This is a genomic window from Treponema pedis, from assembly GCF_017161325.1.
Classification (GTDB): domain Bacteria; phylum Spirochaetota; class Spirochaetia; order Treponematales; family Treponemataceae; genus Treponema_B; species Treponema_B pedis.
In genome coordinates this window covers 2,319,550-2,334,359 of sequence record NZ_CP045670.1, presented here as the reverse complement: position 1 = coordinate 2,334,359, position 14,810 = coordinate 2,319,550, and the positions used below count along the sequence as shown (strand labels likewise).

Sequence of the window (14,810 nt, the reverse complement as noted above, 5' to 3'; positions counted from 1 at the left end):
GTTTTGGCCTGTATGTAAAAATAAGTCCGAACAGGTATTATTTTAACCGTTTTTATAAGCATTCTATATTATGTTTTCTTTAAAATAATCAAGCGGTTTTTAATTTATAAAAATCGAAATGCTTCATAATAGTTTATTTTACTCTTTTAAAAAGAACTTTGCGGGAGCGCAGGTAAATGGAAAGAGTTTAAAAATTATTTATAGATGGGATATGAAGAGAGATGGTACCCCCGTATTTAAGAAGCGAGCAATCTAAATTCATCTTTATATAAATTAAAGAACTTGTCAACAAGAACCGGTTTAAAGTTTAAAACGGCTGGGTTAAGATAACAAGCAGCCTGTTGTAACAGCTGCACCGGAGAGCCTTTTTTGTAGGTATTAAAACGCTTAAAGTTAAAATAGGTTTGATACTGATGAGCCTTGTTCAAAAAGTCTTGCGTACCGGAAAAATATCGGCAGGCATAAAACTCATCTTCAATAAGCCGATGAGAACTTTCCACATCGCTTTGATACGTCTTAGCACCGACAGGAATAGTTTTATGTGTAGAACGGAAGGAAAGCTCAATAATTTTAGTAAAAAGTGTTTTTTTCAGGCTGTTCCAAGGAGCGGCAAATTCAGTACCGTTATCGGTTTGGATCGTTACTTCAGCGGGTTTTACGCCATAGTGCTTTAAATGAGTTAAAAGTCGGTATATAAAAATGGAGGTAGCGGTCGTACTATGTTGCTGTGTATAGCCGATGAATAATGCCCCTGTTCTGATACATCGAGCGGTTATTTGGTATTTTGGTAAGTGAAAGCGCATAAAATCATCATAAAATTCAGGAATATCGTCCAAATACTTGATATCTACTTGTATTTTTTCAAATGCACGGTATTTATTTTTAATCTCCCGCGGCAGTTCCGATCCCGATGCGTTTTTTTGTCTGGGAGTTTGTAGTATTGTTTCAAGTATTTGACGATTGTCTTACCGGAGTAAGGAATGCTATACTCTTGTTTAATCATTGCACCGTTAATGCGTTTATTATCGGCTGCCGCTTTTTCTGCTATGCTTTTAATCTTGAATTGCCAATACATCTTCATCATGCGGGGACTTTTTTCAGGTTTTTTAGACCGGTCATTAAGACCTGCGCCTTTTTTTTCATCCCATCGTTTTCTCCATTTTCTTACCGTTTTTACGGTAGTTTGAAAGTGGTGTGCAGCTTTTTTGTTGCCGCAGTTTATCGCATAGCTGACCAGTTCTTTTCTTAACAATGAGGGGTCTTTACTGTTTTTATAAGATGTGTAATAATCCATTTCGATGGTATCTCCCTACTAGAAGTTTTGGTTAATCTATTTTGCCCAACCGCTACGGCTGAGGCAAGGGGGGATACCATCTCTCTTCCTTGAACAAAAAAATGTTAAAACCTACTTGACTTTTACCGATAATAGAGTATAATAAAAGATAAGGTAAGGTAAAACCTTACTGGTACGGGTTACCATATCTTAGTAGTATGTGAAACCTGTACCTCCCTTAAAAGCCAAGTTTATTACTTGGCTTTTTTTATTATAAAGTCCGCCATTTTTAATTCTTGTATATTCCCTTTATAAATTAAAAGAATATCTGTTATCTTATTGTTCGGATCATTAGCCTGTCTTTTTATGCCGTTTATCAACACATCTTCAGGCATTTCATCAGGAACATTTAAAACGGTTTTTGTTAGGTTCTGTCTTTTTTGACTGCTTACAAGCCTGCCTTTAATAGCACTAACCGTCATTTTTTCAGGTTCTTTTATATCCCATAAAAAACCATTAACGAAAACATCGGGATTACTCCACTCTTTTTTATACTTATCTTTTATATTCTTAATTTCAGGTATAACCTTAACTTTATAACCTGCATTTGCAAGAGCTTCTACTACAGGTTTGTTTTTCTCCCAATCGCTAGGAGGATTTTTACACAAGTCATACCAGCCGTCGCCTTTACTTTTATATCTTGTATAATCTTTCCAAACACTGTCATAATCGGCGATAACATTTTCTTCCCGATTAAATTCTCCGATTATTCCATACTGTATTCCGCGCTCTATTTGCCCTTCGGTCAACATCCACCAATTGCCGTTATCAATCGGATTCCCGCCGAAACCTTTTTGAAGTTTAAAATTTTTCCTTATCTGTTTCATCGGTGTATTTACAATTTCGGTCCCGTGTCCAATCTCATAATCATAAACGGCGCGGAATGTTGTTCGGCAATTAAAATGATAAGGCGGGAAGCCGTAGGTACTCCAATTCGATTTTTTAAGATATTGTATGTAAAGAGCCAGGAAGAAGAATACTTTTTTATATTATCCGAAAAATCAAATTCGCCGTATTTGATTTAAATTTCATAAAAACCTCTGCATAAGCGGGCTTGCAGCATAACGGATTAAGCCCTGTTTTTATCCTTCTTGACAATTATAGCCTAATTATTTATTATATAGCTCATGAATAAAAAAATTACAGCCGATGAGCTTAGGTCTAAATATATTGAATTCTTTAAAAGTAAAAACCATGCTGAAATTTCAGGGCGCTCTCTAATTCCGGAAAACGACCCTACGGTTTTGTTTACTACCGCCGGAATGCATCCTCTTGTTCCCTATTTGATGGGAGAACCTCACCCCGCCGGAACACGTCTTACCGATACGCAAAAATGCGTGCGTACGGGCGATATAGACGATGTAGGGGATGACTCGCACTTAACATTTTTTGAAATGCTCGGCAATTGGTCTTTAGGCGATTATTTTAAAAACGAATCCATAAGATACAGTTTTGAATTTTTAACCGATGAAAAATATCTGGGTATTCCTATCGAAGACCTTTCGGTTACCGTTTTTGAAGGAAACGAAGAAGCTCCCCGCGATGAAGAATCGGCTTCCATTTGGAATGAACTCGGTATTCCGCGCGAGCGTATTTTCTTTTTACCTAAAGAAGATAATTGGTGGGGGCCTGCGGGAGAAACGGGACCTTGCGGACCTGATACGGAAATTTTTGTAGATACGGGAAAACCTGCTTGCGGAAAGGATTGTAAACCGGGTTGCCATTGCGGTAAGTATTTTGAAATATGGAATAACGTTTTTATGCAGTTCCATAAAAATAAAGACGGAACTATATCTCCTTTAAGCCGCTGCTGTGTAGATACGGGAATGGGTGTTGAAAGAACCGTTGCAATGCTTCAGGGAAAACCTTCCGTTTACGATACGGAGGTATTTTCTTCAATAATAAATTCAATTGAAAATTTAAGCGGAGTAAAATATAAGGCTTGTGAAAAATCGGATATGTCCATAAGAATAATTGCCGATCACGTAAGAACGGCCTCATTTATTTTAGGAGACCCCAAAACTGTAACCCCTTCCAATATCGGAGCAGGCTATGTTCTTCGCAGAATTATAAGACGGGCAATCAGGCACGGTAAAAAACTCGGCATAGAAGGAAACTTTTTACAGACGGTTGCCGCCGCCGTTATAGAGCAAAATAAGGCTTTTTATACTGAACTTAAAGAAAAAGAATCCTTTATTTTAAACGAATTAAAAACGGAAGAAGATAAATTCCTTGATACCTTAAAAAAGGGTGAAGCTGAATTTGAAAAACTCCTTCCGAATCTTTTAAAAAACCCGAAAAAGGTTATTCCGGGACGTATGGCGTTTAAACTGTACGATACTTACGGCTTTCCGATTGAACTTACGGAAGAGCTGGCTTCGGAGCACGGTATGACTGTAAACCGTGAAGAGTTTGAAGACGCTTTTAAAAAGCATCAGGAACTTTCGCGGGCGGGGAGCGAACAGGTGTTTAAAGGAGGCTTAGCCGACCATTCCGAGCAAACTACGGCATATCACACGGCAACGCATCTTTTACATAAGGCTTTGCGTATGGTCTTGGGAGAGCATGTTCAGCAAAAAGGTTCCAATATTACCGCAGAACGGCTCCGTTTCGACTTTTCTCACCCTGCACCCATGACGGATGATGAAAAAAAAGAGGTGGAAAGACTCGTAAACGAGGCTATTACCGCCGACTTGCCGGTAACAATGGAAGTTATGCCTTTGGAAGATGCCAAGAAAAAAGGCGCTATGGCATTATTCGGTGAAAAATATGAAGATGTTGTAAAGGTTTACAAAATAGGAGATTTTTCATTGGAGGTTTGCGGAGGCCCTCATGTGGAACATACGGGAACTTTAGGGCATTTTGTAATACAAAAAGAGCAGTCTTCTTCAGCCGGAGTGCGCAGAATTAAAGCGGTTTTAAAATAACTCCTTTAGTTTTTAATCGGAAATGACGGTTTTTCGATTTTTCACAGCGTAACCTATCCGTAATCGGATTTGTTATTATAAAAATTGTATTTTTACGAGGATACTTATAATGAAGAAAGGTATAGTTATCGGAATTTTGTTGTTTTGTTTTTTCGGTGCCGCTTTTGCACAAAGCGATTTACAGGCGATTGCACAGATTAATCTTTTTAAAAAAGAGCCTGTTACGCTCGGGCAGCTTAAAAAGTTTGTTTCGGAAGCTGAAAAACTTGTAGACAAAAAATTGACTGTAGAAGAACGGAAGAGGGCCTTGGATAATTTAATCGGACAGAGGTTATTATTACAGGCCGCCGAAAAAGAAGGGTTAAGAGCTCTCGATTCCGAAGTAAAAGATTATTTTAACAATATCTTGGCAAGTCAAGTCGGATATCCCATAACGGAAAGCGAATTTGCAAAGCTGGTAAAGCAAAAATATAATCAGTCTCTTGATGAATTTTTTAAAAGCAATACGGGAAGCAGCGTTGCCGAAGCGAAAAAAATGCTCAAAGAGCAAATTCTTATTCAAAAATACGTTACATCAAAAAAAGCTGAAGAAATTCAGCGTATGTCGCAGCCTACGGACGGCGATATAAGAAGGCAATACGAATTAAATAAACAGAATTTTTTCAGACCCGATACAATGAAACTTGTAATAGTGGGTGTGATGAAAAAGGGAAATGATTCTTCGGAACGGGACCAAATAAAAAAATTAAATGAAAAAGTTAAAAAGAATGTAAAGGTCATAGCGGATGTTCAAAAAAATGCCGAAAAAGAAGGCTATGCCGTACAAATCCGCTATGCCGTTAAAAATGCGGCCGGAGCCGAAGCCCTCGGGTTACAGCCTGAAGCCTTAATGCAAATTTTTGAAAATCCCGTTAATTTTGTTTCCGATATTACGGAGATGCAGGATAATAGACAGTTTTTTGTTATTACCGAAAAGTACGATTCTAAGTTATTGACGTTAAGCGATGTTATTGACCCGAATCAACCTATAACCGTTTACGAATATATTAAAAACGTTCTTTCATCTCAGCTGCAAACCGCAGCTCTTCAAAGAGCAATTCAAGGGCTTATGGAAAGTTTACGTACTGCGGAAAATACCGTGCTGATTAAAACGGGTTCCGATTTGGACAAGATTCTTTCTTGGTAAAATAAAAATAGATGAATATAGGAAGAAGAAGAGGACGCATTCTCGCTTTTCAAGCCTTATGTGCTTGGGACGCGGGAGCCAGCGTCCTTGATGATTTATTGACCTTTTCATGGCGCAACGGCGAAGACGGCTTTTCAACTGAAAATTCGGGCAGCGGCAATGCTTATCTTTTTTCGAAAATGATGGTTCTTGGAACAATTGAAAATATTGAAGAAATAGATAGATGTATTCAATCCAATCTCGATAATTGGTCATTGGAGCGGCTTAATTCCGTAGATAGGGCGATTTTACGTTTAAGCGCTTATTCTCTTTTATATCAAAAAGATATTCCCGCACCTATTATTATAGATGAGGCTATAAACCTTGCCAAAGAGTTCGGTACGGACGATTCTTATAAATTCGTAAATGCGGTACTTGACAGTATCAAAAAGACCGCTTAAACTGAAAGAATGAAACCTGATAAAAAGATTTCTTTAGCCTTATCCATCGTTTTTCTTTTTTCCTTTTTTTTATCGTGTTCGGGTAAAACTAAGGAGGAGATTTTTACTGAAAAACTTAATACCGTTGACAGTTATATTATTCAAGGGAATTATTCCAAGGCATTAAAGAATTTAAAATCATTGCAAAAAAAAGCCGTAAATTCGAAAAATTATTTAAGTATAGTTAAACGTCAATTAAAACTTAATGCGGTTTTTGATGCGGTTATTACTCTCGAAAAGGGTATAAAGGCCTTTCCCGCTTCCCCCGAGCTTGCGGCTGTTTTAATTTCGGTGCTTATAGATTCGGGGAAACCTGGGGAAGCCGTCTTATATTTTCAGCATATTGAAAACTCGGCTTATGCTTCTTTGGGGGCGGAGGCCGCAATTACTTCAGGTATGGAACCGGATTTAAATAAGGGCTTGTTAAAAGCCGCTTTTGATGTTACCGACGAGCAGGTTTTTTTAAAAAATGAAGCTCTTCAACTTGCTTCCAAAGGAAGGCTTAAAGAAGCCGCTTCTTTACGTTCTTTAATAAATGAAGAGACCGCTCCTGAAGACCCGTATTTTTGGAGCTGTCTTTCGTACGACTTGGGACGGTTTGAACCTGTTTTTAACGATTTATATTTTTCTCTTGTTTATGCCGATAAGGACGGCGGTTTCGGTAAAAATGCCGATTTTGCACGCCGACATTTAATGCTTGCTGCCGACGCATCTTTCGGGCAGGAAGATACGGAGCGGTCAAGAAGTTTTTGGCAAGCTGCGGCCGACAGAGGTGCGGGGAAAATGCCGATTATATTTTACAATCTGGCTTTAACCGCTCCTGATGAAGGAGAGAGAGCCGATTTGCTTCTTGAATGTATAGAGCAATATTCCGATTATTACCCGGTAATTGCGCGCTATACGCGGGAATATATAGCTTTACGGGAAGCCGCCTCGAAAGACGATATAGCTTCTTATTTGGAAGAGCGCGGATTTTATTCTATGCAGATGGAAAAAACTTATTTTACCTCGCCTAAAATGAAATACAGTCCGCAAACTCTTTTAATGCGCGCTATGGAAAAACCGGATTTCGATTTAAAATTCGTCATTGAGAATTTCAGATACGGCTTGTTTAAAGACCGTTCCGAAAATTCCCTAAGGCGCGGCACAGGAGATATGTGGAAAATTGTAGAAAAATACGGTTCTTCTCCGGTAATTAGGGAATATGCAAAATGGTACTTTTCCAATTTAAGGGATTTTGATGCTTGTTTCAGCGTTGCCGAAATAGGCAAACGTACTGAAGATTCTTTTTATAAAGGGCTTTCATTTGCGGTAAGCGGAGACTTTGAAAACGCTCTTTCGGAATTTGCCGCCGCAGCTTTAAACCCTGAAAATGCTTATGCGGCAACTGCAAATACGGCTTATATCCAATACTTACAGGGAAAACCTGAAACTGCAATTGAAACTTTTTCGCTTGCTGCGTCTATGACGCAGGATAAAAAAAAGCAAAGCAGGCTTCATTATGAAGCGGCTCTTATTCTTGCGGAAAGAAAGGCCTTTAACCGTGCAATAAGCGTTTTAGGTTATTCGCTTGAATTAAATCCGCAAAACTATCAAGCGGAAGTTTTATTAAAGCGTTTAAAACAGGCTCAATGAGGTTTTATATTATGCAAAAACCTAAAATGATTCTTTTTGATTACGGCAATACTCTCATTTTTGAAAAAGAACTTAATTTGGAGAGGGCATATAAATCTCTTTATAAATTCATTTTAAAAAATCCCTTAAAAATAACTTGTCAAGAATTTTATGAAAAGGGAATTGAAATCGGTGATAAGATATGGAAAAAAGCTCTTCCCAATGATTTGGAAATTCATCAGCATTGTTTTTTTAATTCGCTTTTTCAAAGTTTGGGTATTGAATTTAATTTATCTTATGTCGAGCTTGAAGGTATTTTTTGGGAAGCTCTTGCCCCATGTATGCCTATGCCTAATATAGAACGATTGCTTTTTCACTTAAATAAAAACAATATAAGGTCGGCTGTAATAAGCAATATTTCTTTTTCGGCGGAGGCTCTTAAAAAACGAATAAATAAATATTTACCCGATAATAATTTTGAATTTATAATCGCTTCAAGCGAATTCGGGTTTAGAAAACCGGAAGAGATGCTTTTTCAAGCCGCCTTAAAAAAAGCATCTCTTAACTCAAATGAAGTATGGTATTGCGGAGATAATCGCAGAGCCGACATTATAGGAGCGGCTTCCGCAGGAATAAAACCCGTTTTGTTTACTACGGAATTGGGCTGCCCATACCATAACGATTCCGATGTCAATCCCGATTTTGAATTTTTACAAATAAAAGATTGGAATGAATTGGCGGAAATGATTTAGCGGAGTTGAAAAACTTTCGCTTCCGAATATTTACAGTTTTTTTTTCGTTTCCTAAAACCCGCTTTAGATATTCTTCCTTAGCTTTTATTAAACTCATCATTTATTTGTATTTTAAGCTATACGGAATTTGTATGTTGCATTAAATAAGCTTATAGGCTATACTGTAAATAAATGTATTCGGGAGCATAAAATGAAAAAATATATTTTATCTTTTGACCAAGGAACTACAAGTTCGCGTGCAATTTTATTTGATAAACAGGGGAAAAAAATTGCGTCGGCTCAACAGGAGTTTACCCAAATTTTTCCCAAACAAGGCTGGGTAGAACATGATGCTATGGAAATTTGGGGAAAGCAAAGCGGTGTGGCCAGGGAAGTTTTAGAAACCGCAGGAGTTCACCCCGATGAAGTTGCCGCAATAGGAATTACAAATCAGCGCGAAACTACAGTAGTTTGGAATAAAAACACCGGGCGTCCCGTTTATAATGCAATTGTATGGCAATGCAGAAGAACGGCAAAAATATGCGATGATTTAAAGGCTCAAGGGTTTTCCGAAACGGTCCGTAAAAAAACGGGTTTAATAATCGATGCATATTTTTCAGGTACTAAAATAAAGTGGATATTGGATAATGTCAGAGGAGCGCGGGAACTTGCGGAAAAAGGAGAGCTTCTTTTCGGAAATATCGATACATGGCTAATTTGGAATTTAACCAGAGGAAGGGTGCACGTAACGGATTACACAAACGCTTCCCGTACAATGCTTTTTAATATACGGACTTTGGAATGGGATAATGAGTTATTAAAAGTTCTTCAAATTCCTAAATCTATGCTTCCTGAAGTAAAGCCTTCAAGTTTCGTATACGGTCATACCGATGAACACACATTCGGCGGAGCGAAAATTCCGATTGCAGGGGCCGCAGGAGATCAGCAGGCGGCTCTTTTCGGGCAAGCCTGTTTTGAAGCGGGCAGTGCAAAAAACACTTACGGCACAGGCTGTTTTATGCTTATGAATACCGGAGAAGAAATTATAGAATCTGAAAACGGATTACTTACGACCGTTGCTTTCGGCTTTGACGGCAAGGTAAAATACGCATTGGAAGGAAGCAGCTTTGTCGCAGGTGCGGCAGTGCAATGGCTGCGCGATGAGTTAAAAATTATTTATAATGCGCACGAAACGGAATATTATGCAAACCTCGTAAACGATACGAACGGGGTTTATTTTGTCCCGGCTTTTACGGGTCTCGGAGCTCCTTATTGGGATATGTATGCGAGAGGAGCCTTGGTAGGTTTAACTCGCGGGGCAAAACGGGAGCATATTGTACGCTCCGTTTTAGAAGCAATTGCATATCAAACAAAGGACGTTTTATCCGCAATGCAAAAAGATTCGAAGATAAATTTGCATTATTTAAAAGTAGACGGAGGCGCTTGTGCAAATAATTTTTTAATGCAGTTTCAATCCGATATTTTAGGAGTTCCGGTTTTGCGCCCTTCGGAAAAAGAAACTACGGCTTTGGGCGCCGCCTACCTTGCAGGATTAGCCGTAGGTTTTTGGAAAGAGCAAAAAGAAGTAAGCGAAATTCAAAAAATAGAAAAAGAGTTTGTGCCTGAAATGCAAGAAGATAGGGCGGCTCTTTTATACTCAAATTGGCAGCGCGCGGTGGAAAGAGCTTTAAATTGGGAAACGGGGGTAAGTTAAAATTTATACTTTCCCGCAACGCTTTTTGAACGGATTTGCAATAAGTAATCTTTAAAAACACCGATTGGCTTTTTTCGAAGTAAAGTGTAAAACTAAAGAAAAAAAATAAAGAGCCGATACAAAGTGTAGAGGTGTTTAAATGGTACGAGGCTGGTATACGGGAGCAAGTGGAATGCTTGCTCAGCAAAGGCAATTGGACGTTATCTCAAATAATCTTGCAAACTTGGATACGACGAGTTTTAAACGGGACGTCGCAGTTCAAAAAAGTTTTCCCGAACTGTTGATTAGACGGCTTAATGATGACGGCGTAATGAAAAATCCTTTCGGCTCCTCGGATATAGCTCCCATAATAGGTAAGCTCGGCTTAGGCGTTGAAACGAATGAGATTTTTACAACATTTGAACAAGGTTCATTAAAGCAAACTCACTCTCCGTCGGATTTGGCTCTGGAAGGAAAGGGCTTTTTTGCAATTGAAACACCTTACGGCGAAAAATATACACGTAACGGGAATTTTATTGTCGGTGTGGAAGGCTATCTTATGACAAAGGAAGGCTATCCCGTTATCGGAGAAAACGGCAGAATTTTTCTTCAAGATATGGAATATACAATAAATCAAGACGGACAAATTTATACGCGTCCTATTACGGAACCGGAAAGCGATTCCGTTTTTTTGGATAGATTAAAAATAGTTGAATTTGAAAATGACAGATATCTTACTAAAAACGGCTCAAGTTTTTATTTAAGCACTCCTCTTTCAGGTGAAGCGATTGCTTCCGAAGGTCCTTCGCGTCCCAGTGTAATTCAAGGGTTTATCGAGGCTTCCAACGTAAATGTAGTAAATGAAATGGTTAGAATGATTGAAGTAAACAGAGCTTATGAGGCTAACCAAAAAACAATACAGGCGGCCGATACTATGATGGCGAAATTATGGAATGAAGGTGTTAAAAGGTAAATAATCGAAATTTACAAGGTGCTAGACCAAGCCTCAAAATAGTGCTAAAATAAGCCGATGTACGACATAGTGATTATCGGAGCGGGAGTTGTAGGAGCCTGCACTGCATGGGAACTTTCAAAATACGAATTGAAAATTTTAGTGCTTGAAAAAGAATTGGAAGCGGGTTGCGGAACAAGCAAGGCGAATAGCGGAATTATTCACGGAGGCTATGACGCAAAAGAAGGCTCATTAAAAGCAAAACTTAATGTACGCGGCAATTTTTTAGTACGCAGTTTAAAAGACAAACTTGGCATTCATTTTTCGCAATGCGGTTCGCTGGTTATTGCGTTTTCCGAAGAAGAAATGAATACCGTACATGAGCTTTATAAGCGGGGAATTACAAACGGAGCGGAACTTCTTGAAATTTGGGATAAAGAAAAACTTTTAAAAGAAGAGCCCAATATTTCAAAAGAAGCAATAGGAGCTTTATATTGCGGAAGTGCGGGAGTGGTATGTCCCTTCGATATGACGTTTGCATTTTTGGAAAATGCAATTACAAACGGAGCCGAATTTCTGAGCGAACAGAAAGTTGTTTCAATAGAAAAAATAAACGAAGGCTATTCGGTAAAAACGGAAAAAGATTGTTTTAAAACAAAATTTGTTATAAATGCCGCAGGTCTTTATTCCGATAAGATTGCCGAAATGGTCGGCGATAAAGACTTTAAAATCTTACCGCGCCGCGGTGAATATAGAGTTTTCGATAAAAGTTATGAAGGACTTGTAAAAAAGATTTGTTTTCAAGCTCCTTCAAAAATGGGAAAAGGAATTTTAGTTCTTCCGTCTTATTACGGAAATTTTTTAACGGGCCCATCTGCGGAAGATATTAAAGAGGTTGACGATACCTCCGTTTCGGCTTTAGGACTTTCCGCTGTAGATGCAAAATCTTTAAAAACCGTTCCTTCGCTTAATTTTAAAAATACAATAAGAATTTTTTCAGGTGTTAGAGCCTGTCCCGACACGGGCGATTTTATGATTTATGCTTCAAAGAATTCAAAAGGTATTATTCATGCGGGCGGAATAGAATCTCCGGGTTTAAGCTCGGCTCCCGCAATAGGAGAATATATTGCCGCTCTTTTAAAACAGGAAGGGAAAAGCTCGGGCATTGAATTTACCGAAAAGAAAAACTTTAAAGAACTTCGCTCTCCTATACCTCATTTCGCATCGCTTTCCGAGGAAGAGCAAAACGAACTTATCAAAAAAGATAAAAAATATTCTCACATTGTGTGCCGCTGTGAAACGGTAACGGAAGCGGAAATAGTACAGGCAATTCACCGTCCTGCGGGTGCAAGAACGGTGGACGGGGTAAAACGGAGAGTGCGGCCTGGTTCGGGAAGATGTCAGGGCGGATTTTGCGGTCCTTTAGTTTTACAAATCCTTTCGCGGGAACTTAATATTCCGGTTGAGCAAATAAAAAAAGAAAGAGCCGGAGCAAGAATAATTTACGGAAAACTAAAAGGCGGTAATAAATGACGGAAGGTAAAAACTCGGTTTACGAAGTTGCGGTTATAGGCGGAGGGCCTGCCGGTTTAGCAGCCGCTTTGGAAGCGAAAAAAAACGGAGCTTCTTCGGTTTTAATAATTGAAAGAGATTTTGAACTTGGCGGTATTTTAAACCAATGTATTCATTCCGGTTTCGGCCTTCATGAATTTAAAGAAGAGCTTACGGGGCCCGAATACGCCGAAAGGTTTGTTGAACAGGTTTTAAATAATAATATAGATATAATGCTTAATACAATGGTAACAGGCTTAAATTCTCAAAAAGAAATTACCGTTGTAGGGAGCAGCGGTGTAAAAAAAATAGCGGCAAGGGCCGTTGTGCTTGCTATGGGCTGCCGCGAAAGGACTGCCGGGGCAATCGCTTTAAAAGGCTTCCGCCCGGCAGGAGTTTTTACCGCAGGAACGGCGCAGCGGCTTATGAATATGGAAGGTTATTGCGTAGGGAAAGAAGTTGTAATTTACGGTTCAGGCGATATAGGTTTGATTATGGCACGCCGTATGACTCTTGAAGGAGCTAAGGTAAAAGCCGTAGTTGAAATAATGCCGTTTTCAAGCGGATTAACACGCAACATTGCTCAGTGTTTGGAAGATTATAATATTCCCTTATTTTTAAGCCATAACATTTCTTTTGTTCACGGAAAAGACAGGGTTACGGGCGTTACGATTTCGCAAATAGATTCTTCATTTAAAGAAATTGAAGGAACGCAAAAAGAATTTTCCTGTGATACGGTATTACTTTCCGTAGGGCTTATTCCTGAAAACGAATTGTCGCAAAAAGCCGGTATTTCTTTAAATAAAATAACGAGCGGCCCAATTGTAGACAGTACAATGCAAACCGAAACGGAAGGTATTTTCGCTTGCGGAAACGTACTGCATGTTCATGACATAGTTGATTTTGTTACACGCGAAAGTCGTATTGCAGGAAAAAATGCGGCCTTTTATGCCTTAAATATATCTCAAGAAAAAACCGGAGTAAAAACACTTGCCAAAAAGGGCGTGCGGTATATCATGCCCAATAAAATCCTAACACAAAACAAGGACGGTACCGTTTTATTTTTACGTACCGATGCGGTTTATAAAAATGCGGTGCTTAAAATTTGTGCCGAAAATTCAAACGGAGAAGGCGGCAGTGTTGTGCTTGCAGAAAAAAAAATGAAGCAAATGGTTCCGTCGGAAATGATAACCGTTCCGGTTTCTTACGAAAAGTTAAAAGACATTAAAGGCGAAGTAACTGCGGAGGTAATACAATGATTTCGGAAGCCTTGCAAAAAAAAGAATTTACCTGTGTTTCCTGCCCTATGGGCTGCCGTTTGACGGTTTATAAAAATGAAAAAAACGAAGACATTGTTGAAGGTTATACTTGTAAACGGGGAATAGAATACGGTTTACAGGAAATAAAAGACCCAAGACGCAACATAAGCTCTACAGTTATGATAGAAGGAAGTTTCCTTCCGTCAATTCCGGTAAAAACCTCGGCACCGATTCCTAAGGGATTGATTTTTAATGTAATGGAAAAAATAAACGGGATTAAGGTAAAGGCCCCTATAAAAGCGGGAGAAATAATAATTAAAAACGTCCTTAATACGGGCTCCGATATAGTTGCGGCAAGAACTATGGAAATAAAAAATTTATTATAAGATTTGTAAGTATTGCATAATTAAAAATCGGAATTATCGTGGAAGCCCGGAATATTGTTGAATATTTAATCCGACGGATTTATTTTTTCATATTGCACATCATTGATATCTTGCAATTTTGCATAGCTTAGTACCGACAATTTGCCGTAAGTCTCATGATATTTTTCGTTACAAATTAAAATCAACGGAAAATAAAGATTTTTATATGCTTTATGAGCAAAACATAACGCTTAAGCCTTAAGGAGATATTCGTTCAGTTCATTTGCTTCTTCAAGCTCCAATATTTCAATATTCGGATAATACGCATTGACGGTAAAAGGGTCGCTTTGTGCAATCTTTACCGCTTCGTCCATAGAAGCGGCATTTATTATTTTTATTGCTTTATCACTGTTTACTAAAGGGCCGCATATAAATAACTTTCCTTTTTTATTTATATCCTTCAGATGTTCCACATGTTCTTTTAATAAGGATTCGGTAAGAGTATTTTTCTTTTTTCCGCTTAATATAACTACATATTTTTTCATAATTTATAAAGCCTCCGCTGTCCATCATATCTTTTTTTTTCATTTTTTTCTAGCCCTTTATTAACGTCCGTATTACAAAATTGATTTCCGTGAATCCCGTCAAGTTTCGATATTGTATAATCCCGTATTTTATGTTAAACTTAATTTTATATAAGAACATGATTGTTAAGATTAA

The 14,810-nt window shown here is 38.4% G+C and carries 14 protein-coding genes; 10 read left to right on the top strand and 4 right to left on the bottom strand.

All coding sequences use genetic code 11. The features are described 5' to 3' along the window. Nucleotides 1-236: 236 nt before the first annotated feature. From DYQ05_RS10765 to DYQ05_RS14130, 3 genes are all read right to left on the bottom strand, one after another. Complete coding sequence (locus DYQ05_RS10765; protein ID WP_206183415.1) at nt 237-836, bottom strand: hypothetical protein; 600 nt, start codon at nt 834-836, stop codon at nt 237-239. An 11-nt stretch (nt 837-847) separates the two neighbouring features. Further along, the gene (locus tag DYQ05_RS10760) at nt 848-1,294 is read right to left on the bottom strand and encodes a helix-turn-helix domain-containing protein (RefSeq protein ID WP_206183414.1); all 447 of its coding nucleotides are present in this window, start codon (nt 1,292-1,294) and stop codon (nt 848-850) included. A 233-nt stretch (nt 1,295-1,527) separates the two neighbouring features. Beyond that, the gene (locus DYQ05_RS14130) at nt 1,528-2,160 is read right to left on the bottom strand and encodes a CdiA C-terminal domain-containing protein (protein ID WP_252723361.1); all 633 of its coding nucleotides are present in this window, start codon (nt 2,158-2,160) and stop codon (nt 1,528-1,530) included. 300 nt (nt 2,161-2,460) lie between these two features. Between DYQ05_RS14130 and DYQ05_RS10750 the strand changes: the two genes are divergently transcribed. The 10 genes from DYQ05_RS10750 (at nt 2,461) to DYQ05_RS10705 (ending at nt 14,111) form a co-directional block, all read left to right on the top strand. Beyond that, a complete protein-coding gene (locus DYQ05_RS10750; RefSeq protein ID WP_024466355.1) occupies nt 2,461-4,260 on the top strand; it encodes an alanine--tRNA ligase in 1,800 nt (599 codons plus the stop codon). A 109-nt stretch (nt 4,261-4,369) separates the two neighbouring features. Further along, nucleotides 4,370-5,446, top strand: a complete 1,077-nt coding sequence (locus DYQ05_RS10745) for an MOSP complex formation periplasmic protein, TDE1658 family (RefSeq protein WP_020966029.1) — start codon at nt 4,370-4,372, stop codon at nt 5,444-5,446. 11 nt (nt 5,447-5,457) lie between these two features. Further along, nucleotides 5,458-5,886 carry a transcription antitermination factor NusB gene (gene nusB, locus DYQ05_RS10740; RefSeq protein WP_194075658.1) on the top strand — a complete coding sequence of 143 codons (429 nt, stop codon included), beginning with the start codon at nt 5,458-5,460 and terminating at the stop codon, nt 5,884-5,886. 9 nt (nt 5,887-5,895) lie between these two features. Then, a complete protein-coding gene (locus DYQ05_RS10735) occupies nt 5,896-7,560 on the top strand; it encodes a tetratricopeptide repeat protein (protein ID WP_206183413.1) in 1,665 nt (554 codons plus the stop codon). 11 nt (nt 7,561-7,571) lie between these two features. Then, nucleotides 7,572-8,291 (top strand): HAD family hydrolase, encoded by a 720-nt coding sequence (locus tag DYQ05_RS10730; protein ID WP_024465191.1) that lies wholly within the window; start codon nt 7,572-7,574, stop codon nt 8,289-8,291. 190 nt (nt 8,292-8,481) lie between these two features. Continuing rightward, nucleotides 8,482-9,984, top strand: a complete 1,503-nt coding sequence (gene glpK, locus DYQ05_RS10725) for a glycerol kinase GlpK (RefSeq protein ID WP_024468549.1) — start codon at nt 8,482-8,484, stop codon at nt 9,982-9,984. 139 nt (nt 9,985-10,123) lie between these two features. Continuing rightward, nucleotides 10,124-10,936: a flagellar basal-body rod protein FlgF gene (flgF, locus tag DYQ05_RS10720; protein ID WP_020966024.1), complete on the top strand. Its 813-nt coding sequence runs from the start codon at nt 10,124-10,126 to the stop codon at nt 10,934-10,936. Between the two features lie 57 nt (nt 10,937-10,993). Continuing rightward, nucleotides 10,994-12,448, top strand: coding sequence for an NAD(P)/FAD-dependent oxidoreductase (locus DYQ05_RS10715; protein WP_206183412.1), 1,455 nt, complete (start codon nt 10,994-10,996; stop codon nt 12,446-12,448). Further along, nucleotides 12,445-13,725, top strand: a complete 1,281-nt coding sequence (locus DYQ05_RS10710; RefSeq protein ID WP_206183411.1) for an NAD(P)/FAD-dependent oxidoreductase — start codon at nt 12,445-12,447, stop codon at nt 13,723-13,725. Before DYQ05_RS10715 ends, DYQ05_RS10710 begins: the two co-directional genes overlap by 4 nt. Further along, a complete protein-coding gene (locus tag DYQ05_RS10705; protein ID WP_206184141.1) occupies nt 13,725-14,111 on the top strand; it encodes a DUF1667 domain-containing protein in 387 nt (128 codons plus the stop codon). The genes DYQ05_RS10710 and DYQ05_RS10705 overlap by 1 nt, the downstream gene beginning before the upstream one ends. 230 nt (nt 14,112-14,341) lie before the next feature. On the opposite strand, the gene DYQ05_RS10700 is transcribed toward DYQ05_RS10705, so the two are convergent. Further along, nucleotides 14,342-14,635, bottom strand: coding sequence for a YciI family protein (locus DYQ05_RS10700; protein WP_206183410.1), 294 nt, complete (start codon nt 14,633-14,635; stop codon nt 14,342-14,344). Nucleotides 14,636-14,810 lie beyond the last annotated feature (175 nt).

Coding starts and splice junctions, on each gene's coding strand:
- glpK (WP_024468549.1), top strand. CDS start 8,482: ATGAAAAAATATATTTTATCTTTTGACCAAGGAACTACAAGTTCGCGT.
- DYQ05_RS10750 (WP_024466355.1), top strand. CDS start 2,461: ATGAATAAAAAAATTACAGCCGATGAGCTTAGGTCTAAATATATTGAA.
- DYQ05_RS10730 (WP_024465191.1), top strand. CDS start 7,572: ATGCAAAAACCTAAAATGATTCTTTTTGATTACGGCAATACTCTCATT.
- nusB (WP_194075658.1), top strand. CDS start 5,458: ATGAATATAGGAAGAAGAAGAGGACGCATTCTCGCTTTTCAAGCCTTA.
- DYQ05_RS10735 (WP_206183413.1), top strand. CDS start 5,896: ATGAAACCTGATAAAAAGATTTCTTTAGCCTTATCCATCGTTTTTCTT.
- DYQ05_RS14130 (WP_252723361.1), bottom strand. CDS start 2,160: ATGAAACAGATAAGGAAAAATTTTAAACTTCAAAAAGGTTTCGGCGGG.
- DYQ05_RS10760 (WP_206183414.1), bottom strand. CDS start 1,294: ATGGATTATTACACATCTTATAAAAACAGTAAAGACCCCTCATTGTTA.
- DYQ05_RS10700 (WP_206183410.1), bottom strand. CDS start 14,635: ATGAAAAAATATGTAGTTATATTAAGCGGAAAAAAGAAAAATACTCTT.
- flgF (WP_020966024.1), top strand. CDS start 10,124: ATGGTACGAGGCTGGTATACGGGAGCAAGTGGAATGCTTGCTCAGCAA.
- DYQ05_RS10745 (WP_020966029.1), top strand. CDS start 4,370: ATGAAGAAAGGTATAGTTATCGGAATTTTGTTGTTTTGTTTTTTCGGT.
- DYQ05_RS10710 (WP_206183411.1), top strand. CDS start 12,445: ATGACGGAAGGTAAAAACTCGGTTTACGAAGTTGCGGTTATAGGCGGA.
- DYQ05_RS10715 (WP_206183412.1), top strand. CDS start 10,994: ATGTACGACATAGTGATTATCGGAGCGGGAGTTGTAGGAGCCTGCACT.